This window comes from Pseudomonas sp. SDO524_S393, assembly GCF_054071875.1.
In genome coordinates, this window is sequence record NZ_JBSVVZ010000001.1 from 1 (window position 1) to 22,151 (window position 22,151).

At 64.1% G+C, this 22,151-nt stretch carries 16 protein-coding genes and 1 pseudogene; 5 read left to right on the top strand and 12 right to left on the bottom strand.

The annotated features are described in order from the left end of the window. Positions 1–257: 257 nt before the first annotated feature. The gene (locus ACW9IB_RS00005; RefSeq protein ID WP_457411653.1) at positions 258–1,160 is read left to right on the top strand and encodes a LysR family transcriptional regulator; all 903 of its coding nucleotides are present in this window, start codon (positions 258–260) and stop codon (positions 1,158–1,160) included. A gap of 79 nt (positions 1,161–1,239) precedes the next feature. Further along, the gene (locus tag ACW9IB_RS00010; RefSeq protein WP_457364268.1) at positions 1,240–2,034 is read left to right on the top strand and encodes an alpha/beta fold hydrolase; all 795 of its coding nucleotides are present in this window, start codon (positions 1,240–1,242) and stop codon (positions 2,032–2,034) included. On the opposite strand, the gene ACW9IB_RS00015 is transcribed toward ACW9IB_RS00010, so the two are convergent. From ACW9IB_RS00015 to ACW9IB_RS00025, 3 genes and pseudogenes are all read right to left on the bottom strand, one after another. Further along, entirely contained in the window at positions 2,024–2,791 is a 768-nt protein-coding gene (locus tag ACW9IB_RS00015) for a methyl-accepting chemotaxis protein (RefSeq protein WP_457411952.1), read from the bottom strand. The genes ACW9IB_RS00010 and ACW9IB_RS00015 overlap by 11 nt on opposite strands. 135 nt (positions 2,792–2,926) lie before the next feature. Continuing rightward, positions 2,927–3,976: pseudogene (locus ACW9IB_RS00020) on the bottom strand (cache domain-containing protein); the annotation flags it as partial. Between the two features lie 135 nt (positions 3,977–4,111). Continuing rightward, a complete protein-coding gene (locus tag ACW9IB_RS00025; RefSeq protein WP_457411656.1) occupies positions 4,112–8,116 on the bottom strand; it encodes a molybdopterin-dependent oxidoreductase in 4,005 nt (1,334 codons plus the stop codon). A 642-nt stretch (positions 8,117–8,758) separates the two neighbouring features. Here ACW9IB_RS00025 and nirB point away from each other — a divergent pair. Beyond that, entirely contained in the window at positions 8,759–11,299 is a 2,541-nt protein-coding gene (gene nirB / locus ACW9IB_RS00030) for a nitrite reductase large subunit NirB (protein WP_457411659.1), read from the top strand. Beyond that, a complete protein-coding gene (gene nirD, locus ACW9IB_RS00035) occupies positions 11,299–11,655 on the top strand; it encodes a nitrite reductase small subunit NirD (protein ID WP_457411661.1) in 357 nt (118 codons plus the stop codon). The genes nirB and nirD overlap by 1 nt, the downstream gene beginning before the upstream one ends. A 24-nt stretch (positions 11,656–11,679) precedes the next feature. Here the strand turns inward: nirD and ACW9IB_RS00040 are convergent, their stop codons facing one another. Next, positions 11,680–12,147, bottom strand: coding sequence for a MarR family winged helix-turn-helix transcriptional regulator (locus ACW9IB_RS00040; RefSeq protein ID WP_457364272.1), 468 nt, complete (start codon positions 12,145–12,147; stop codon positions 11,680–11,682). Between the two features lie 79 nt (positions 12,148–12,226). Between ACW9IB_RS00040 and ACW9IB_RS00045 the strand changes: the two genes are divergently transcribed. Next, a complete protein-coding gene (locus ACW9IB_RS00045) occupies positions 12,227–13,723 on the top strand; it encodes an FAD-dependent oxidoreductase (RefSeq protein ID WP_457411663.1) in 1,497 nt (498 codons plus the stop codon). Here the strand turns inward: ACW9IB_RS00045 and ACW9IB_RS00050 are convergent. The 8 genes from ACW9IB_RS00050 to ACW9IB_RS00085 form a co-directional block, all read right to left on the bottom strand. After that, a complete protein-coding gene (locus ACW9IB_RS00050) occupies positions 13,713–14,204 on the bottom strand; it encodes an Lrp/AsnC family transcriptional regulator (protein WP_457364274.1) in 492 nt (163 codons plus the stop codon). The genes ACW9IB_RS00045 and ACW9IB_RS00050 overlap by 11 nt on opposite strands. A gap of 348 nt (positions 14,205–14,552) precedes the next feature. Continuing rightward, complete coding sequence (locus ACW9IB_RS00055; protein WP_457411664.1) at positions 14,553–15,938, bottom strand: aminotransferase; 1,386 nt, start codon at positions 15,936–15,938, stop codon at positions 14,553–14,555. Continuing rightward, positions 15,935–17,422, bottom strand: coding sequence for an NAD-dependent succinate-semialdehyde dehydrogenase (locus ACW9IB_RS00060; protein WP_457411667.1), 1,488 nt, complete (start codon positions 17,420–17,422; stop codon positions 15,935–15,937). The genes ACW9IB_RS00055 and ACW9IB_RS00060 overlap by 4 nt, the downstream gene beginning before the upstream one ends. A gap of 166 nt (positions 17,423–17,588) precedes the next feature. Beyond that, complete coding sequence (proX, locus tag ACW9IB_RS00065; RefSeq protein ID WP_457411670.1) at positions 17,589–18,614, bottom strand: glycine betaine/L-proline ABC transporter substrate-binding protein ProX; 1,026 nt, start codon at positions 18,612–18,614, stop codon at positions 17,589–17,591. A 69-nt stretch (positions 18,615–18,683) separates the two neighbouring features. Next, the gene (locus ACW9IB_RS00070) at positions 18,684–19,580 is read right to left on the bottom strand and encodes an ABC transporter permease (RefSeq protein WP_457411672.1); all 897 of its coding nucleotides are present in this window, start codon (positions 19,578–19,580) and stop codon (positions 18,684–18,686) included. Then, entirely contained in the window at positions 19,573–20,769 is a 1,197-nt protein-coding gene (locus tag ACW9IB_RS00075) for a quaternary amine ABC transporter ATP-binding protein (RefSeq protein ID WP_457411674.1), read from the bottom strand. The genes ACW9IB_RS00070 and ACW9IB_RS00075 overlap by 8 nt, the downstream gene beginning before the upstream one ends. 177 nt (positions 20,770–20,946) lie before the next feature. Then, entirely contained in the window at positions 20,947–21,342 is a 396-nt protein-coding gene (locus ACW9IB_RS00080; RefSeq protein ID WP_457364280.1) for a carboxymuconolactone decarboxylase family protein, read from the bottom strand. Next, the gene (locus tag ACW9IB_RS00085) at positions 21,335–22,147 is read right to left on the bottom strand and encodes an alpha/beta fold hydrolase (RefSeq protein WP_457411676.1); all 813 of its coding nucleotides are present in this window, start codon (positions 22,145–22,147) and stop codon (positions 21,335–21,337) included. Before ACW9IB_RS00085 ends, ACW9IB_RS00080 begins: the two co-directional genes overlap by 8 nt. Positions 22,148–22,151: the final 4 nt, after the last annotated feature.

Here is a 22,151-nt window from a genome sequence, read left to right on the forward strand (position 1 = left end):
CGCAGCCTCGCCGGGGCTCGACAGCTCCCACAGGGGTCTTGCAGTGGCTGAAAAAAACCCGCCAGCAGGGCCATCGCGCCGAACACTTTTTTACCAGCAACAGAGATCCCCTGTGGGAGCTGGCTTGTCGGATCGCCGCACCGCTGCGAAAGCGTCGGCACTGCTAATACAGATACCACCCTCCACACATCAGGTTAAGCTATAGGATTATTGGCAATAAACTCACCTATTCATACGCCTAACCTATGGATTGCCCCATGATCAACTTTCGCCTCATCCGCCATCTCTGGCTGTTTCTCGCCGTCGCCGAAGAACAGAACTTCGGCCGTGCCGCCAAGCGCCTAGGTATGTCGCAACCGCCGCTGAGCGAGCAGATTCAGGTGTTGGAGCAGGCGCTCAAAGTCACATTGTTCGAGCGTTCGCGGCGTGGGGCTCGGTTGACGCCCGTGGGGGCGGCGATCTTGCCGGCGGTGCGCAAGTTCGCCGAGCAACTGGAGCGCCTGGAGCTGGCGGTGGAAGAGGCGGTGGCGGGGCAGTCGGGCATGCTCACCATCGGGGCGATTTCCACGGCGATGTTCGATGTGCTGCCCGGCCTGATCGACCGGCTCAAGCAGCAATACCCCCATCTCACCGTATCGGTGCGCGAGATCGATAGCGTGGAGGCGGTACCGGCGCTGGAGGCCGGAGACATCGACCTGGCCTTCGCCCGGCTGGACGGTGACCTGGGCCCGGCCATCCACTCGCTGCCACTGCGCGAAGACCGCCTGATGGTGGCGCTGCCCAGCGATCACCCGCTGGCCGCGCGCTCGCGCATCAGCCTGTCGAGCTTGGCCAGCGAGCCGCTGGTGATGTTTTCGCGCAAGGTCAGCCCGGTGTATTTCGACAACCTGATTGCCACCTGCCGCGCCAGCGGTTTCTCGCCACGGGTGCTGCACGAAGTGCGTTCGGTGGCCTCGCAGATCGCGTTTGTCAGCTGCGGCCAAGGCATCGCGCTGGTGCCGGCTTCACTGAAAAAACTCGCGCCGGACAACGTAGTGCTGCGCGCGCTCAGCCAAAAGCTGCATGTGGTCACCACCGCCGTGGCCTGGAACAGCGAACGCCCAAACCCGTTGGTCACGGAGCTGGTCGCGCAGTATCAGGCTCATACGATTGGCGTATGAAAGCGTTCCGTCATTCGTCATTTACACAGGGTTGAAAACCCTCGAGATTTGACGGCTGTCTGATCAAGGAGCCTCCACCATGTCGTTCGCCCATACCCTTGTGCCGCTGACGGTCGACGGCGTGTCATTGAACATCGCTGCCCTGCATCGTCCCGGCGAGCGTGCCCCCATCGTGTTTTTGCATGGCTTTGGCTCGACCAAGGAAGACTATGCCGACATCGTCCTGCACCGGGCTTTCGACGGGCACCCCTTTGTGGCCTACGACGCTCCGGGTTGCGGCGAAAGCCAGTGCGCCGACCTGTCGAAGATCAACATTGCCTTCCTGTTGGACACCGCGTTGCAGGTGCTGGCGCATTTCGAGATCGAGCGCTTCCACCTGGTGGGCCACTCCATGGGCGGCTTGACCGCACTGATGCTCGCCGACCGGTTCCCTGGGCGCGTGCTCAGCTTTGTCGATATCGAAGGCAATATCGCCCCCGAAGACTGCTTTCTCAGCCGCCAGATCGTCGATTACCCGGCGCAGGATCCCGAAGCGTTTTTCAGCGCCTTTATCGAGCGCACCCGCCAGGCCCCGGCGTACGCCAGTGCGTTGTACTCGGCAAGCCTGCGCCACAAAGTCAGGGCCGGCGCGGTGCGCGGGATTTTCCAGTCGATGGTGCACCTGTCGGACCACGCCGACCTGATGGGCAAGTTCCTCGGCCTGCCGTGCCCGCGCCTGTTCATGTACGGCGAGCAGAACGCCACGCTGTCCTACCTGCCGCACATTCAGGCCCGGGGCGTGCGCCTGGCGCCGATTGCCGACTGCGGGCACTTCCCGATGTATTCCAACCCGGTGGCGATGTGGCGCCAGATCGGCGACTTCATCAAGACTTGAACCGTCCCACCAGGCCATTCAACTCATCCGACAGGTTCGACAGCCGGCCCGAATCGTCCTGCGCCGAGTTGGCCAGGCGTTCCACCAACCGCGCCTCGTCATAGATCTGCTGGATGTGCCGGTTAATCTCTTCGGCCACGCTGTGCTGTTCCTCGGCGGCGGCGGAGATTTGCAGGTTCTGGTCGCGGATCTCGTTGACCGACAACTGGATGCCTTCAAAGCTGTCCCGCGCATTTTCGATGGACGCCACACTGGCGCGGGACAGGTCCAGGCAACTGCCCATTTTCTGCGTGACTTCCTGGGTCTTGCTGCCCAGGGTGCCGAGCAGTTGTTCGATCTCCCCGGTGGAGTCGGACGTGCGCTTGGCCAGGGCGCGCACCTCGTCCGCGACCACGGCGAACCCGCGGCCCTGGTCGCCGGCACGGGCGGCTTCGATGGCGGCGTTGAGGGCCAGCAGGTTGGTCTGTTCGGCAATCGCGCGGATGGTGCCGAGAATCTGGTTGATGCTGCGGCTGCCGGCCTCCAGCTCGACCATGGCCTGGGACGACTCGGTCAGGCGCTGCCCCAGGCGGTTGACATTGTCGGTGGTCAATTCGATCTGTTGCTTGCCTTCGGCCACGCGGCGATGGCCGTTTTCGGCGGACTCGGCGGCGCCGCTGCACGAGCGCGCCACTTCGTTGGCGGTGGCCACCATTTCATTGAAGGCCGTCGACACCAGTTCCACTGCTTCGCGCTGTCTGCCGGCGGCCTCGTTCATGTTGTGCGCCACCTCGCTGTTGACCTTCGAGGCGTTGTGCAAATTGCTCGACGCCGCACCAATGTGCTGGATCAGTTGGCGGATCGCCGCGAGAAACTTGTTGAACCAGCCGGCCAGCTCGGCAGTTTCGTCTTTACCCGTCACATGCAGTTCATGGCGCAAGTCGCCTTCGCCCTGGGCGATCGACTGCAAGCCGGTGCTGACCTGGCCGATGGGCTTGACGATAACCTTGGAAAACGCCGCTGCGATCAACCCGAAAATCAGCACCAGCACGCCGACGATGACCGCCGTGAGGTACGTCATGCGGGTGGCTTCGGCCATGACTTCGCGCTGTTCGATCAGCCCCACATACCGCCATCCCAGACCCGGGGAAGTCCACACGTTGGCCATGTAGCGCACGCCATCGATGACCACTTCGGTGGAGCCCTGGGGCGTCTCGGCCAGGTGCGCGTAGGGCGCGCCAAGGTCCTTGAGCGGTTTGAAGTTGTGGGCGGCGTCACGCGGGTCCACCAGCACCACGCCGTCTTCGATCAGCATCACATAGCCGCTTTCTCCCAGCCTGATGCTCTTGAGCAGCTCGGTGAGGTTCTTGAGTGACACGCTGACCACGAACACGCCCTTGGGCTTGCCGGTGTTGTCCAGCAGTGCGCGGGCGGTGCCCACCAGGGCCACGTCATCCTTGTCGTAGTAGTAAGCCGGGGTTCGCACGGTTTTGCCGGGGCTGGCCATGGCGGCCTTGTACCACGGGCGGGCGCGGGGATCGTACTGGGCCAGTTTCGGGTCGTCGGGCCATTTGGCGTAGGTGCCGTCTTCCAGGCCGATGGACAGAATCGCCGCCGCTGGGTGTGTGGCGCCATAGCGGGCAAAACGGTCGATCACCTGCTGCGCCGCCGCCGGCATCGGTTGGTTGGCCGCATCGGCGGGGCGGTAATCTTTGAGGCTGTCGACGGACGTGTATACAGAATCGGTCGCCAGCTGATCGACGTTTTGCAGCGTGCCATCGAAGAACTGGCGGATATTGCCATCGATCTGGCGAATTTCCCGGGTGCTGCCATCGATAAACTGATCCACCGCCTGGGTCCGCGTATTCATGACCGAGATCACGGCGACCAGGCTGACCGGGATAAATGCGACAGAAACAAAAGCCAGTACCAGTTTATTTTTTATTTTCATCGAGACGACCATCAGCAGGGAGGGCGGCCAAACCGCCGCGTGTCAAAAAGCACGCGGCAATTTGCTATGACTGATGTTTCGGCGCTGTTTGGATAAAGCTTTAGGGTTTTTTGTACACAATACAAAAGGCGATTGTTCTGTATCCAATCAATACACATCACGCAGGTAACGCTTCTGTTCGCTCAACTGGCGCCAGTACTCGCCGGCGCCCTCGAGGCCCAGTCCGCCGTGGGTTTGCGCGATGTCACGCAGCGCCTGGTCGACGTCCTTGGCCATGCGGCTGGCGTCGCCGCAGATATACAGCCGGGCGCCGTCCTGCAACCAGCGCCACAGTTCGGCGCCGTTTTCGCGAATGCGGTCTTGCACGTAGATCTTCTGCGGCTGGTCGCGGGAAAACGCCAGGCTCAGATGGGTGAGCAGGCCGTCGTGCTGCATGCCCTGCAACTCTTCGCGGTAGTAGAAGTCCGTCGCGGCATGCTGTTCGCCAAAGAACAGCCAGTTGCGTCCCGAGTGGCCCTGGGCGCGGCGCTCCTGCAAAAAACCGCGGAACGGCGCGATGCCGGTGCCCGGGCCGATCATGATCATCGGCACGTCGCCGTCGCTGGGCGTACGGAAATGTTTGGACGGTTGCACGAACACCGGCACGTCGCCGTCGCCGGCACGGTCGGCGAGGAAGGTCGACGACACCCCCTTGCGTTTGCCATAGCGCACGGCGGCCACGGTAAGGTGCACTTCCTGCGGGTGGGCCTTGGCACTGGAGGCGATGGAATACAGGCGCGGTTGCAGGCGCTTGAGGGTGCCGAGCAGTTCGTCCGCCGTGCAGTCGATGGGGTATTCATGCAGCACATCCGCCAGTTGCCGGCCCCACAGCCAATCCTTGAGGGCAGCCTTGCGTTCGGGTTCGAGCAACTGCTTGAGGCCCGAGTTCGCGCTGCGTTCAGCGATAAACGCCAGGGTGTCGCTGCTGGGCCGGGCGATTTCGAAATGCTGGATGAGTGCCTGTTGCAGCGGCAGATCACCAAAGGTATCGATGTTCACTGGCGTCGTGGCAGCCAGACGGGTCAGGCCCAGCAGCTCGTCAACCAGCTCCGGACAGTTGCGCGGCTTCACGCCCAGGGCATCACCGGCTTCATAGCTCAACCCGGAGCCGGCCAGGTCAAGAGCGAACTGGCGCGTCTCCTTGTGTTGGCTCTGTGGATTCAAGTGCCGATTGAGCAACAACCGCGCGCCGTGCAACTTGGTTTTGCCGGCGTGGGTGGCGGGCGCGGCGGCCTTGGCCGGGTTGAGGCTGTGTTGCAAACGCTGCAACCAGGCCTCGGCGTGCTCTTCGAATTCGGTGTCGCAGTCGACGCGTTCCAGCAGGCGCGTGGCACCCAGTTCCAGCAGGCGCTGGTCAAGTTGTTTGCCGTGCTGGCAGAACTGATCGTAATTCGGATCGCCCAGGGCCAGCACTGCGAAGCGCAGCGATTCCAGACGCGTCTCGGCGTTGTTCAGGCTGTGCCAGAACGCCTGGCCATTGTCCGGCGGATCGCCGTCGCCAAAGGTGCTGCTGATCAGCGCCAGGGTGTGGGTGCTGGCCAGTTTGCTGGCGGGAAAGTCGGCCATGGCACTCAGTTGCACGTTGATGCCGCTGTCACGCAAACGCAGGGCGAATCGCTCGGCCAGGGCTTCGGCATTGCCGGTTTGCGAGGCCCAGAGCAAGGTCACGGCGGGCGACTCCAGCGCGGGCAGCGCAACGGCGGTGTTGTCGGCACGGCTGAACAGCCCGGCGAGTACACCGTCCAGCCACAGGCGGGTGTCTGCGGCCAGCGGCGCGCTGGAGGGCAGCGTCGGTACACCGGCGACCTGGCCCCCGGCGCCCGACTGCAAACCGCTGAGGAAACCGGCGAGGTAGGTGCGCTCGCGGTCGCCGAGTGGCGGCGGCGAGACGTTACGGATGCCGGCGATTTCGGCGAAGGCGTCGAGGCGCGACATGCTGAGGTCCTCTACTGAAGGGGATGAATCGGTGGCGGCCGGGCCGTCGAGGAACCGATGGTCGATCAGCTCGACCCGGGCCAGCGCCACCGCGCAGAATTTGAATTCAGGCTGCAACGAAATCGGGTCGACGGCATCGTGGGTGACGGCGTTGATCGCCAGGTGTTCGCCGAACACATCGTTCCAGTGGAAGGGCGCAAAACAGTTGCCGGGCCGCACACGGTCGGTGACTCGCGCCGGCAACACCGCACGGCCACGTCGGGAGCGCACTTCCACTGCGTCTTTGTCCTTGATGCCCAGGCTGGCGGCGTCTTCGGGGTGCAGTTCGACGAAGGGGCCGGGGTTGAGTTTGTTCAGGGTTGCGACCTTGCCGGTCTTGGTCAGGGTGTGCCACTGGTGCTGCACGCGGCCAGTGTTGAGTACGAAGGGAAAGCCCTCATCGGGCATTTCCGCCGGCGGCAGGTGAGGGCGGGGCAGGAAGTGCGCCTTGCCGTCTGGAGTGGCGAAGCGCAGCGTGCTGCCGTTCCTGTAGCGGATCGGGTTGCGGTCGCCGGCATCACTGGATGCGCAGGGCCATTGCACGGGGCGTTCGCGCAGGCGTGCATGGCTGGTGCCGCGAATGTCGTAGCCGGTCGCGGGATTCCAGGCGCGCTTGATCTCCTCGAACACTTCGGCGGCGCTGGCGTAGGTAAACGCCTCGGCAAAGCCCATCTCGCAGGCGACCCGGGCGATGATCTGCCAGTCCGGCAGGGTGTCGCCGGGGGCGTCCACGGCCTTTTGCATCAGCGTCAGGTTGCGCTCGGAGTTGATCATCACCCCTTCGGCCTCGGCCCACAGGGCGCCGGGCAGCAGGATGTCGGCGTAACGGTTGGTTTCGGTGTCGAGAAAGGCATCCTGGGTGATGACCAACTCGGCGGCCTGCAAGCCCTCGATCACTTTGCGGCGATTGGGCGCGCTGGCGACCGGGTTGGTGCAGATGATCCAGCAAGCCTTGATCTGTCCGGCGGCCATCTGCTCGAACATCGCGACGGTGCCGCTGCCGGCGGAGCGCGACAGGCTGTCGGCGGGCAACTGCCACAGGTCTTCGACAAAGGCGCGGTCGGCTTCGACCAATAGCGAGCGCTGGCCCGGCAGGCCCGGGCCCATGTAACCCATTTCGCGACCGCCCATGGCATTGGGTTGCCCGGTGAGGGAAAACGGCCCGCTGCCCGGACGGCAGATGGCGCCGGTGGCCAAGTGCAGGTTGCACAGGGCATTGGTATTCCAGGTGCCGTGGGTACTCTGGTTGAGACCCATGGTCCAGCAACTCATCCACTCGGCGGCCTCGCCGATCCAGGTGGCGGCCTGGCGGATATCCGCTTCGGCCAAGCCGGTCAGTTCGGCCACGACAGGGGGCGGGTAGTCGTCGAGAAACCCCGGCATCGCCTCCCAGCCTTCGGTGAAGGCGGCGATAAAGGCAGGGTCGGTGTGGCCGTTCTTGACCAGCAGGTGCAGCAGGCCGTTGAGCAGGGCCAGGTCGGTGCCCGGCTTGATGGGCAGAAACAGGTCGGCCTTGTCCGCCGTGGCGCTGCGTCGGGGGTCGACCACGATCAGCTTCGCGCCGGCCTTGACCCGGTCCATCATGCGCAGGAACAGGATCGGGTGACAGTCGGCCATGTTGGCGCCGATCACGAAAAACAGGTTGGAACGGTCGAAGTCGTCATACGAACCCGGCGGGCCGTCGGAGCCCAGTGACAGCTTGTAGCCGCTGCCGGCGCTGGCCATGCACAGCCGCGAATTGGACTCCAGGTTGGCGGTGCGTACAAAACCCTTGGCCAACTTATTGATCAGGTACTGGGCTTCCAGCGACATCTGGCCCGACACATAGAACGACAGTGCATCCGGTCCGTGAGTGTCGAGGATACGGCGCAGGCGGCCAGCGGTTTCACGGATCGCCTTGTCCATGGGCAGGCGCACCGGATCGTGATCGCGGGCCTGGCGCAGGTAGGCGTTCTCCATGCGCCCGGAGTCGGCGATGGCCTGACCGCAGGTGGTGCCCTTGGTGCACAGGCGGCCGAAGTTGGTGGGGTGGGCCTTGTCGCCGATCACCTTGACCACTTTGTTGTGTTCCACCTGCATGACGATGCCGCAGCCCACGCCACAATAGGGGCACACGCTGCGGACGCTCTGATTTGCCATCGATCACCTTCATAAACAAAAAAAGCGCCATGCGGCCCTCCGTTGAAAAACGGGGGCCACACGGCGCCTTTGTCGTGAGTGGTCAGTCTGCGTTGACTGCCTGATTGAGGTGTTGCTAGCAAGTCACGCGCCAGCTTTTTATCGGATGTCGTGTGGGGAAATGTCTCCCCAGGGTGAAGCTACTGATGCCCTGTAGTGAGCGGGCTTGTCGAATCGTCGCACCGCCCGCGCCGGGCTGCGTAGCAGCCCCAAAAACGGGAGCGCTGCGCACTCCAGCGCGGGACAAGCCCGCTCACTACAGAAAAGCATCCTGTCCAGCACAACAAATACCCAGCGCACCTGAATGTGCACATTTTTGAAGCGATGCGCACCAGTTGGAGGCGTGGAACACGGTCTGGCGCAGGGTCACTCGCCGCGCAAGCCAGTCCTGCGGGCGTCGCAGCCAATTGGCACAGAGCCTGCAAGTCCACCCTCAACCCACCTCGGTCAACGACGATCGACAACAGGGGTAATAGCGGAAGGTCCGGCGCAGTCGCCCGATCCGAACCCGCATAAGAACAGGCAAAGACGCCTGGAACCGTAAGGTTTCAGGCGTTTTTTTTTGCTTTTTAAAACCGTGATGAGCGTTGTCGGGTGCCTTATATGAACAGTCTGAAAACCCTGGTCGTCGTCGGCAATGGCATGGTCGGCCACCACTGCGTGGCGCAATTGATCGAACGTGGCGCGCTGGCGCATTACCGCCTGCACGTGTTCAGCGAGGAGCCGATGCGCGCCTATGACCGCGTGCACCTGTCGGAATATTTCACGGGTCGCGATGCCGAGTCGTTGGCCTTGTCCGAGGCGTCGCTGTACCAGACGCCGGGGGTTACCCTGCACCTGGGCGTGCCGGTGCTGGAAATCGATCGGGCCCGCCGCGAAGTGATCACCGCCGACGGATGCGTGCCGTACGACAAGCTGGTGCTGGCTACCGGGTCCTATCCGTTCGTGCCGCCCATCGAAGGCGCCGAAGGCGATTCGCGGTTGGTCTACCGCACCCTGCAAGACCTCGACGCCATTCGCACCGCCGCCCGCAGTGCACGCCGTGGCGTGGTGGTCGGTGGCGGCCTGCTGGGCCTGGAAGCGGCCAACGCACTCAAGAGCCTGGGCCTGGAGGCGCATGTGGTGGAGTTCGCGCCGCGCCTGATGCCGGTGCAACTGGATGACTTCGGCGGGCTGGCCCTCAAGGCCCAGATCGAACGCCTGGGCGTCGGCGTGCACTTGTCCCGAGCCACCCAGTCGATCAGCGCCGGCGAGCATTACCGCTACCGCATGAACTTTGCCAATGACGAGTTCCTGGAAACCGACCTGATCGTGTTCTCCGCCGGCATTCGTGCCCAGGATGCGCTGGCGCGCCAGGCCGGGCTGGAGATCGGTCCGCGCGGTGGCGTGGTGATCAATGACGAGTGCTTGAGCTGCGACCCGAACATCTACGCCATCGGCGAATGCGCCTCGTGGAACGGCAGCCTGTTCGGCCTGGTCGCACCGGGTTATCAGATGGCCCGGGGCGTTGCCGCACTGTTGTGCGGGCAGACCGCCGAACCGTTTGTGGGCGCCGACATGTCCACCAAGCTCAAGCTGCTGGGGGTGGACGTCGGGTCCATCGGCGATGCCCACGCCCACACCCCGGGCGCACGCAGCTATCAATTCATCGACGAGGCCAGCGCCAGCTACCGTCGCCTGGTGGTGGACGCCAGCGGCAAGCACGTGATCGGCGCGGTGCTGGTGGGTGACAACAGCTACTACGACACCCTGCTGCAATACATGCAGAACGCCATCGCGTTGCCCACCGAGCCGGCTAGCCTGATCCTGCCCTCCACCGGCGGCGCCCCGACCCTGGGCCCGGGCGCCTTGCCCGAGTCGGCAACGGTATGCTCGTGCCACAACGTGACCAAGGGCGCGATCTGCTCGGCCATCGATGGCGGCTGCACCGACCTCGGCCTGCTCAAGTCGCAGACCAAGGCCTGTACCGGTTGCGGCGGTTGCGCCGGTTTGCTCAAGCAAGTGTTCGAGCATGAACTGATCGCCCGTGGCGTCAGTGTCGACAAGAGCCTGTGCGAACACTTCGCCTTCACCCGCCAAGAGCTGTACGCGATGGTGCGCGTGGAAGGCATCACCACCTTCGAAGCACTGTTGGCCAAACATGGCCGGGGCCATACCGGGTGCGATGTGTGCAAGCCGGCGGTGGGCTCGATCCTCGCATCGTGCTGGAACCAGCCGATCATGGACGCATCGCTGGTGCCGTTGCAGGACACCAACGACACGTTCATGGCCAACATGCAGAAAAACGGCACCTATTCGGTGGTGCCCCGCATCCCGGGTGGCGAGATCACCGCAGACAAACTCATCGTGATCGGCGAAGTGGCGAAGAAATACGACCTCTACACCAAGATCACCGGCGGCCAGCGCATCGATTTGTTCGGCGCGCAACTGCACGAGCTGCCGGACATCTGGGGCGAACTGATCGCCGCCGGGTTCGAGACCGGGCATGCCTATGGCAAGTCCACACGCACGGTGAAGTCCTGCGTGGGCAGCACCTGGTGCCGCTACGGCGTGCAGGACAGCGTGAAAATGGCGCTGCTCATCGAAGACCGCTACAAGGGCCTGCGCTCGCCGCACAAGCTCAAGTTCGCGGTGTCCGGCTGTACCCGCGAGTGCGCCGAGGCGCAGAGCAAGGACGTGGGCGTGATCGCCACCGAGAACGGCTGGAACCTCTACATCGCCGGTAACGGCGGCATGCGCCCGCGCCATGCCGAACTGTTCGCCACTGACCTGGATGACGCCACGCTGATCCGCTACATCGATCGCTTCCTGATGTTCTATATCCGCACCGCCGACCGCTTGCAGCGCACTTCGGTATGGCGCGAGAGCCTGGAAGGCGGCCTGGACTTCCTCAAGGACGTGATTATCGACGACAGCCTGGGCCTGGGCGCCGAGCTGGAAGGGCAGATGCAACTGGTGGTCGACCGCTACGAGTGCGAGTGGGCCAATGCTCTCAAGGACCCGGAAAAACTCAAGCGCTTCCGTACCTTCGTCAACGACAAACGCCCGGACCCGGACATCCACTTCGTCCAGGAGCGCGGCCAGCGCCGGCCGATCATGGCCGCCGAACTCAACTTGATTCCCGTCATCGAGGAGATTGCCTGATGCACTCGTCCAATGTTCAGCGACACCTGGCTACCTGGAAAACCGTGTGCAGTGCACAGGACCTGGTGAGCAATTCCGGGGTGGTGGTGTGGTTCGACGGCGCGCAAGTGGCGCTGTTCTACCTGCCCCAGGCGCAAGCGCTGTATGCCATCGACAACCACGACCCGGAATCCGGGGCCAATGTGATCGGGCGTGGCTTGATCGGCAATATCAAGGGCGACCTGGTGGTGGCCGCGCCGATTTACAAACAGCATTACCGCCTGGAGGACGGCCAATGCCTGGAGGCGCCGCAACAACGCCTGCGGGTCTGGCCGGTGCGCTTGAACGGGGATGCGGTGGAACTGGGGGTGGACTGACTCGCGACCCGCCCGGGGCCTCCTTCAGGTCAGGTCCCGGGTGGCCCGGATCGAATCGTTTTTCAGTTCTTCGGCAAACTTGCGCATCAGCCGCACCAGGTTGTCGAAATCGCCTTCGTCCCAGGTGGAAAAGATCGAAACACCCATGCGTTCGCGGGCGTCGTCTACGCGGTCGGTCATGGCCTTGCCTTTTTCGGTGATCACCGACTCCCGCACTCGCCGGTCCAGCGAACTTGCCTGGCGCTCGATCAGGCCCTGGCTTTCCAGTTTGGTGACTTGCCGGCTCACGGTGGTGTAGTCACGTCCCACGCGATCGGCCAGTTCGACCACGCCAATCGGCCCCAGCCGCTCCACCAGCACCAACAGCGGGAACAAGGCCCGGTCGAGGGTAATTCCGGCTTCGCGCACCATCGCCTCGTCACGCTGGGGGCGGTTCATCACCCCGACAATCTCAACGAGTGAGCTATGCAGATCGCGCAGTTGCGCGCTCATATGTGCTTTTTGCATATTTTTAATTGACACTGTGTTCCTCCATCTTAATATGTGCATATTGCACATATAGGTGATCCGTATGAAAGCGCAATCCGTTGTCGATGTTCTGATTTGCGGTGCCGGTGCCGCCGGCCTGACCCTGGCGATTGACCTGGCCCGCAGGGGCATCGGCGTACGCCTGATCGAAAAAAACGCGCAACCCTTCCATGGTTCGCGGGGCAAGGGCATTCAGCCCAGATCCCAGGAAGTCTTCGAAGACCTCGGGGTGCTCGAGCGCCTGATGGCCGCAGGAGGAGTCTATCCGACTGAACGGCGATACCGCGACGACGGCACCTGCATCGACGCCGATTTCACCGAGGGCAGGGTGCCGACGCCCGCCGAACCGTACCAGCTGCCATTGATGGTGCCGCAGTTTCTGACCGAACGGGTGCTGCGTGAACGCCTGCTGGAACTGGGCGGCCGGCCCGAGTTCGGCTGCGAGTTGATCGGCTTTGTGCAGGACGCTGAAGGCGTCACCGCCAGGTTGTCGAGCGCGTCGGGCGAAGAAAGCCTGCGCGCCCGCTGGCTGGTCGGCGCCGACGGTGGCCGCAGCTTTGTCCGGCACGCGCTGGATATCGGCTTCCCCGGCAAGACCCTCGGCGTGCGTGCATTGGTGGCCGATGTGGAATTGTCCGGGCTGTCGCGAGAGGCCTGGCACCGCTTCGGTGACGCCGACCCGCAGCGGCAAATCGCGGTGTGCCCGTTGGCCGGTACCGAGCTGTTCCAGATCCAGGCGCCGGTCCCGCTGGACGCCGAGGTCGACCTCAGTGCCCCAGGCCTGACCGCCCTCGTCGCGCAGCGTACCGGGCGTGATGATATTCAGGTGCGGGCGGTGTCCTGGGCGTCGGCCTACACCATGAATGCGCGGTTGGCCGACCACTACCGGGTGGGGCGTGTGCTGCTGGTGGGCGATGCCGCCCATATCCACCCGCCCACCGGCGGCCAGGGCCTCAACACCAGCGTGCAGGACGCCTACAACCTGGGCTGGAAACTGGCGTCGGTGAGCCGCGGTGCCCCGGATGCATTGCTCGACACTTACGAGCAGGAGCGGCGTCCCGTGGCGGCCTCTGTGCTCGGGCTGGCCACCCGCCTGCTGGGGGCGATGAAAGACGGTGACATGCGCCGGGGCCGGGAAGTGCAGCAGCTCGACCTGGGGTATGCCGGGTCTGCATTGGCCCTGCAAACGTCTGCCCGCTCAGGTGCGCGGATGGCTGGCGACCGCGCCGCGGATGCGCCGCTGACCGGCGCGAGCGGCCAGCCGCAGCGGGTGTTCGACCTGCTGCGCGGGCCGCAGTGGACGTTGCTGGCGTTCGAGGCGCCGCGTGGGCTGGTCGCACCTCGGCCCGGGTTGGCGATTCATCACGTAGGGGCAGGCGATGAGCTGATCGACGCGCAAGGCCATCTTCAGCGTGCCTATGGTCTGGCGAAAGGGGACTGGATGCTGGTGCGCCCGGATGGCTACCTTGCAGGGATCGTAGCATCCAGGGAAGTTGACAGTTTGGAGGCGTATTTCCCGGGCGTCGGGCTTAGCCGTTGAGCGACGGATTGCCCAGCGCTTGCGCCGGCACCGCGCCGGGCGTCTTGATGGTCTTGGTGACGATGTAGGTGAAGTAGCGTTCGATGGCCAGGTCTTCCACCAACAACTGGTCGATGAAGCGTTGGTATTGATCGATGTCGGCGGCACGGATCATCGCGATGTAGTCCACGCCGCCGCCGGTGGCGTAGCAGAACTCCACCTCCGCGGCCTCGGCCATGCGCTGTTCGAAGCGGCGCATGTCCTGGGCGGTGTGGCGGGCCAGGGTGATTTCCACCAGCAGTTGCTGGCTCTTGAACACCTGGCTCCAGTCGATCACCGCGCGGTAGCCCTTGACCAGGCCGGCGCTTTCCAGCTTGCGCACGCGCTCCCAGGCCGGGGTCACCGACAGGTTGATCGCCTCGGCCAGGCTGGACTTGGTGATGCGCCCGTCCTCGGAGAGGATGCGCAGGATGTTCAGGTCGTAACGGTCAAGCTTGTGCATCAAGGAAAAACTCCACAGGCCACAGACTTAAAACAGCTCCTACAGGGATTTTGCCAACCCGGGAAGTCCCTGGTTGAAACACAAAACCTGTGGGAGCTGGCTTGTCGGGTCGCCGCATCGCTGCGAAGACGACGGCACCGCTAACACAGATGCCGCCTGACCCACCGTCTTCGCAGCCTCGCCGGGGCTCGACAGCTCCCACAGGGGATTGGCAGTGGCTGAAAAAGCTCTGCCAGCAGGGTCATCGCGCCGGGCACGTTCTCGCCAACAATAGAGCTCCAATGTGGGCGCTGGCTTGCCGGCGGAGGTCGTCAACGATAACGCATACCTGCCGGGTGTACGCCGTGTTCAACCGAGGACTTCGTTGGCCACCTGGTCTATCGCGCCGACGGTGATATCGACGATCAGGTCGGCGTCTTCGCGGGTGAGGATCAGCGGCGGGGCGAAGCCGAGGATGTCGCCGTGGGGCATGGCGCGGGCGATCATGCCGCGTTCCAGGCAGGCGGCCGAGACTTTCGGGCCGACTTTCAGCGCGGCGTCGAACGGCGTGCGCTGCTCGCGGTCGGCCATGAATTCCACGGCGGCGAGCATGCCGTCACCGCGCACTTCGCCCACCAGCGGGTGGCCTTCGAGGGTTTCGCGCAGGCGCCGGTTGAGGTAACCCCCCACCTGTTCGGCGTTTTCCGTGAGGTTTTCGCGTTGCAGAATGTCGAGGTTGGCCAGCGCGGCGGCGGCGCAGATCGGGTGTCCGGAGTAGGTCCAGCCGTGGCCCATGGCGCCTTCGGTGGTGGAGGCCTTTTCGATCACGCTCCACACCCTCTCGCCGATGATCACCGCCGACAGTGGCGCGTACGCACTGGTCAGGCCCTTGGCCGTGGTGATCAGGTCCGGGCGCATGCCGTAGCGCTGGCTGCCCATTTTCGAGCCCAGGCGGCCAAAGGCGCACACCACTTCATCGGCAATCAGCAGCACATCGTATTTGTTCAGCACGGCCTGGATCGCGTCCCAGTAACCGGTCGGCGGCACCACGATACCGCCGGTGCCCATCACGGGCTCGCCGATGAACGCGGCCACGGTGTCCGGGCCTTCGGCCAGAATCATTTTTTCCAGCTCGTCGGCGCAATAGCGCACGAATGCGGCTTCATCCATGCCGGTCGGTGCCTTGCGGTACCAGTGCGGGCACACGGTGTGCTTGATGCCCTGTTCCGGCAGGTCGAAATGCTGATGGAAGGCGGCCAGGCCGGTGAGGCTGCCGGTCATGATGCCCGAGCCATGGTAGCCCCGGTCGCGGGAGATGATTTTCTTCTTCTGTGGGCGACCCAACACGTTGTTGTAGTAGCGCACCAGCTTGATCTGGGTTTCGTTGGCGTCGGAACCCGACAGGCCGTAGTAGACCTTTTTCATGCCCTGCGGCGCCCAGTCCATGATGCGGCTCGACAGCTCGATGATCGCCTCGGTCGAGTGGCCGACATAGGTGTGGTAGTAGGCCAGCTCCTTGGCCTGCTTGTGGATGGCGTCGGCCACTTCGGTGCGGCCATAGCCGATGTTCACGCAGTACAGGCCGGCAAAGGCGTCGATCAGCTCGCGCCCTTCGTGGTCACGGATGCGGATGCCCGAGGCGCCTTGAATGATGCGACCTTTCAGCGCGCCGCTGGCATGGTCGTGGGCGTGGGTGGACGGGTGCATGAAGTGCGCGCGGTCCTGTTCGAACAGGCGGTCGAGTTCGTGGTTCATTGCGAGTCTCCTGGGAATTGTCCTTGGTGGTGCAGGCAAAAGTATTTGGTTTCGACAAAGGCTTCGAAGCCCTCGGTGCCGCCTTCACGGCCCAGGCCCGAGGCCTTCATGCCGCCGAACGGAATCGGGTGGCCGGTGAATTTCACCCCGTTGACCGCGACCATGGCGTGGTCGAGGCGGCGGATCAGCGGGTAGATCAGGTCGAGCCGGTTGGAGCAGATGTAGGCCGCCAGGCCGTATTCGGTGTCATTGGCCAGGGCAACCGCCTGGTCCAGGCTGTCGAAGGGCATCACCCCGGCGATGGGCGCGAAGTTTTCTTCGCGGTAGATGCGCATCCCGGGCGTGACATCCGCCAATACGGTGGGCTGGTAGAACAGGCCGCCGAGGGCATGAGCCTCGCCGCCGACCAGGCGTTGTGCGCCCTGTTGCAGCGCGTCGGCCACCCGCTCGGCAGTCACGTCGAAGGCGGCCTGGTGCATCAATGGGCCCACATCCACCGCCTGCTCCCGGTCACCCACAAGGGCCGGGCCCACCCTCAGTTCGCGCACGGCGGCGGCGAAGCGGGCGAGAAACGCCGGGTAGACCGAACGGTCCACGAGGATGCGGTTGGCCGCGCAGCAATCCTGGCCGGAGGTCTGGAACTTGGCTTCCACGGCCACCTTCACTGCCAGGCCCAGGTCGGCATCGGCACACACAATGAACGGTGCGTTGCCGCCCAGCTCCAGCGCGACCTTTTTCACATCCTGGGCCGCGGCTTGCAGCACCAGCTTGCCGACGCGCGTGGAGCCGGTGAAGCTCACCGAACGCACGCGGCTGTCCTGCACCAGGGTTTGCATGGTCATCTGTGGCTCGCCCAGCACCACGTTGAACACCCCGGCGGGAAACCCGGCTTCTTCGGCCAGTTGCGCCAGGGCAAAGGCCGAGTAGGGGGTTTCGTGGGCCGGCTTGACCACCACCGTGCAACCGGCGGCCAGCGCGGCGGCGGCTTTGCGGGTGATCATCGCCGAAGGGAAATTCCATGGCGTGAGCAGGGCGCAGACGCCCACTGGTTCCTTGACCGTGCCCAGGTGCGCGCCGGGAATATGGCTGGGGATGTTCTGGCCATAGAGGCGCCGGGCTTCTTCGGCGAACCACGGGATAAAACTGGCGGCGTAGGCGATTTCGCCACGGGACTCGGCCAGGGACTTGCCTTGTTCCTGGCTGAGGATACGGGCGAGGTCTTCCTGATGTTCGAGGATCAACGCGGCCCAGCGCTTGAGGATCGTTGCGCGCGCCTCAAGGCTCTGTTCACGCCAGGCGGGGAAGGCGCGGTGCGCGGCGTCGATGGCGGCGGCAATCTGCGGTTGTTCGAGCATCGGCACATGGCCGATCACTGCCTGTGTGGCCGGGTTGTGCACGGCGATGCTGCTGGCGCTGTCACTGTGGACCCAATGGCCGTCGACATAGCACAGCGCCTTGAACAGCAGTGGGTGTTGGTACGTCATGGTGGTCACTCCCAATCGTCTGAGTGCAGTCATGCTAGGGCAGGGCAGCGCGGGAAAAAGTCGGTTTGGTCGGGGCGTGGCAGTGGTTTTTTTCTGATTGCCGGTGCCATTTCCGGTGATTTCTGTGGGAGCCGGGCAAGCCCGGCTCCCACAAGGGGCGCGGGGGTTATTGGGCGGCCTTGGCGTTGGCGATCCAGCCGTCGAAGGTGGCCTTGTTTTCACTCATCCAGTCATCCGCGAGCTTGCGAATGTTGCGTTCGCTCGAACCGTCCTGGCTGATGGTTTTTTCCCAGTAGCTCCAGGTGGCCTGCGGGAAGGTCATCTGTTCCACCAGCTTTTTCACCGCCGGGTTGGCGGCAATGAACTGCTTGTTGCCGATCGCGTACCAGTTCCATGCCGCCATGGCCATGCGGCACGGGTCGGCGCCGCCGGCGCAACCTTCCACGCCAGGGGTCAGCGCGCTGGTGGTGCTGGGTACGTTGCCCGGCAATGCATCGAACGGCGTCGGCAGCCACACCACGTCCTTGCCCGGCACCATGGTGTTGGTCATCCACGACGGCGCCCAGGCGTAGAAAAACACCGGTTCGCCGCGCTTGAGGCGGGCGACGTTTTCGAACATCAGTGCTTCGTACTTGCCGCGCACCGGGTTGACGGTGGCCTTGAGGCCGAACTTGTCGAGCTGGTAGTCCACCACGTCACCGCAGCCCCAGCCCGGGTCGCAACTGATCAGGTCGGCCTTGCCGTTCTTGCCGAACAGGGCAGCGATCTTCGGGTCTTTCAGCTGTTCCAGGCTGGTGATGTGGTAAGCGTCGGCGGTCTTCTTGTCGATCATGTAGCCGTTGTAGCCGGCGCCGGTGATGGAACCGCCACCGACCACTTCGGTACGGTCCTTGACCTTGTCGAAGCTGGGTTGAAGCTGTGGCAAGGTCACGTCCATCGACAGGTCCAGGTCGCCCTGGGCCGCCGCCGGAAAGAACAGCGTGGTGTTGACGGTGCTCAATTTGCTCGCGTAACCGAGCCGCTTGGCGGCCTCGATGGCGATCTTGGTGATCACGTAGTTGCCGCCGGTGCTTTCCGACTGCACGAAGCGGATGGTCTTGCCATCGCCCGGCAAGCTTTCGGCCAGCACCGAAGTGCTCCCCAGGTACAGCACCGCCGCAACGCCAAGCAAGGTTTTGACTGGATGCATCATGATTTCCTCTTTGTTTTTCTCGTTATGGTTAAAGGGTGGCAGTCAATAACGGGCATTCATGATTGGTTGTTATGCGTTTACCGCGCGCAGGGTGAACAAGCGCTTGAACAGTGACTTGCGTTTTTGCGGTGTGGGTTGCGCCAGGTTCTGGGTAATGCGGTCGAGCATCATCGCCAGCAGCACGATGGCGATCCCGCCCACGGCGGCGCGGCCCACGTCCATGCGTCCCAGGCCCTGCAGCACCACCAGGCCGAGGCCTTCGGCGCCGATCATCGCCACCACCACCGACATCACCATGGCGGTCAGCACGGTCTGGTTGAGGCCGCCAAGGATGGTCGGGATCGCCAGGGGCAACTGGATTTCCCAGAGCAGTTGGCGACGGTCGGCGCCGAACGCCAGGCCGGCTTCGACCAGTTCGGTCTCGACCATGCGGATGCCCAGGTAGGTGAAGCGGATGAGGGGCGGGCAGGCGGAGATCACGACCGCCACTTCGCCCGACACGGTGCCCACGCCGAACAGCATCACCACCGGCACCAGGTACACGAAGGTCGGCGTGGTCTGCATGATGTCCAGGATCGGTCGCATCACGCGCCACACCCGTTCGCTGCGGGCGCACCATACGCCCACGGGAATGCCGACGATCATGCAGATCACAATCGCGGTGGTGATCAGCGACAGGGTGGTCATGGCTTCGTCCCACACCCCCAGCGCGGCGATCACGATCAGTGCCGCGGCGCTGAACAGCGCTACGCCCAGGCGCGCGGCGCGGTAGGCGATCAGGAACATCAGCACCACCATCACCGGGAACGGAATGGCGTGGATCACCGTGTCACTCAGCGCCAGCAGGTGCTCCACGGGCCAGCGAATCGCCTGGAACAACGGGCGCAGGTGAATGCCGATCCATTCCACACCCTGGCTGATCCATTGGTCCACGGGAAATACAGCGAGGTCTTCTGACTTAAGCATGGTGTGCAACCTCCGAAACGGCAGGGCGAGGGGGCGGGACGCTGGCGATGCAATCGAGGATATCGGCGCTGTCGAGGGTGCCGGCGAACAGCCCGTCGGCGTCCACCACTGCCACCGGCAGGCCCGGCTTGAGCAGGCGCGCCACTTCCACCAGCTTGGCGTTGGCCGGCACGCTGACGAATTGCGGCGACAGGCGTTGCAGGGCATCGCTGCCGGCGCCCACCGCCAGCAACGCGCCGGAGTCGAGCACGCCCAGCGCTTTGCCCGCAGCGTTGAGGACAAAGGCGCTGGCGCTGTCGTTGCCGACGACGCGGGTATCGCCCTGGGCCAGCAGCGTGTCGGCGGGGCGCATGATCGAACGCGCATCGAACAACCGCGAGCGGTCCACTTCGCGGGTGAACCCGGCGACATAATCGCTGCCCGGGTCGGCGACGATTTCCTGTGGCGTGCCTTCGCGCACCACTTGGCCGTCGGCCATGATCGCGATGCGCGTGCCCAGCTTCAGCGCTTCCTGGAAATCGTGAGTGATGAACAGGATGGTTTTTTTCAGGGTGCGTTGCAGGCGCAGCAACTCGTCCTGCATCTCGGTACGGATCAGTGGGTCGAGGGCACTGAAGGCTTCGTCCATGATCAGCACATCGGCGTCGGTGGTCAGCGCACGGGCCAGGCCGACCCGCTGGCGCATGCCGCCGGACAGCTCATGGGGATGGTGGTCGGCCCACTTGGCCAGGCCGACCACCCCGAGCACTTCCAGGGCGCGCTTGCGCCGTTCGGCAAGGGGCACGCCGCGCAGCTTGAGACCGAATTCGGTGTTTTCGATCACGGTCTTGTTCGGCAGCAGGGCGAAGTGCTGGAACACCATGGAGATGCGTGTGCGGCGCACTTCGCGCAGCTCGTTTTCGTTCAGGCTCACCAGGTCCTTGCCGTCCAGCAGGATCTTGCCGGCGGTGGGCTCGTTCAGCCGGTTGATGCAGCGCGCCAGGGTCGATTTGCCCGAGCCCGAAAGGCCCATGATCATGTAGATCGCGCCCGTGGGAATGGACAGCGATACGTTATTGAGGCCGACCACCGTGGCGGTCTCGGCCAGGATCCGGTCCTTGCTGGCACCGGCGGTCAAGAGCTGCATGGCTCGGTCGGGCGTCTGCGAGAACACTTTGTACAGGTTCTCGATCTTTAGTCGTTCGCTCACCAATTGCCTCCAATTGTTGTTTTGCTATCTGCGGATATTTCGTCAATCGAAATTTTTGGGCTACCGGCAGTAAAAGGTCACTTGGTGGTGCAGTCGCAAGGGTGCAGTCGCAAAAATTTCTTGTTGTTGTACACATCACTTACAGCATGAGCGGCAGGGCGGTGCAAGGGCCGGGCGTCAGCCGGTCGGGCTCTGCGCCGCGGCCATGCTGTCCCGGGCCTTGCGCGCCACGCGAAAGGCCTCCACGCCGGCGGGCACGCCGCAGTACACCGCGATCTGCACCAGGGCGGCGCGCAGTTCGTCGTCGGTCAGGCCGTTGCGCAGGGCACCGCAGAAATGCGTGCCGAATTCGTCCATGCGCCCCAGCGCGGCGAGCATGCCCAGGTTGAGCAGGCTGCGTTGCTTGAGGTCCAGGGCGTCGTCAGTCCAGACCATGCCCCAGCAATATTCGTTGAGCACGGCCTGGAACGGCCGCGAGAAATCGTCAGCCTTGCCCAGGGCCTGGTCGACGTAGGCATTGCCCAGTACCTGGCGGCGTACGTTTTCGCCCTGGGCCTGTAATGATTTATCCATGGTGGGTCTCCGAATCGGTCAGGAAGTCACGCATGAGGGCCGCCACCTGCTGCGGCGCCTCGATCAGAATGCAATGGCGCAAGCCCGGCAGTATGCGCAGCGTCGAGCCCTGGATGCGCTCGTGCATATAGGCGGCCATGCGCGGGTTGGAGCCGAGATCGTCGGAACCGGTGGCGATCAGCGTGGGGCAGCGGATCTGTCCCAGTTGCTCGCCGAAATCCGACTCGGCCAGCACCCGGTACGCCGCCGCATAACAGCCTGGGTCGTTGGCCGCGTTCAGCTGACGCAAACGCAGCACCGCATCGGGGTTGCGCGCCTGGAAGTCCTCGGTCAGCCAACGCGCCAGCGACGCTTCGTAATGCGCCACCGGCTCGCCGGATTGCAGGGCGGCGAGGCGTGCTGCCACACGCTCGCGCTCCTCGACGTTGCGCCCGGCGACGGTCGACAGCAGCACCAGCCGCCGCACCCGCTCGGGATGCGTCAGGGCCAGGCGCTGGGCAATCAGGCCGCCCAGCGAAAACCCGGCCAGGTCGAACGCGCCGAAGCCCACGTGCTCGGCCAGCGCCAAGGCTTCACCGACCAGGTGGTCGATTTCGTAGCGTCCCGGTGTGCGCGACGACTGGCCGTGACCGCGCAGGTCGAACGTGAGCACGGTGAAATCGTCGATCAACTCCGCCACCACCTCGCGCCAGGCGTCCAGGCTGGAGCCCACCCCATGGATGCACACCAGCGCGCGGGGGCCATGCCCGTCGAGGCGGTAATTGAGCGTGACGTTGGCCACGTGCAGTTGTCGTGAGTCGCTCATGGGC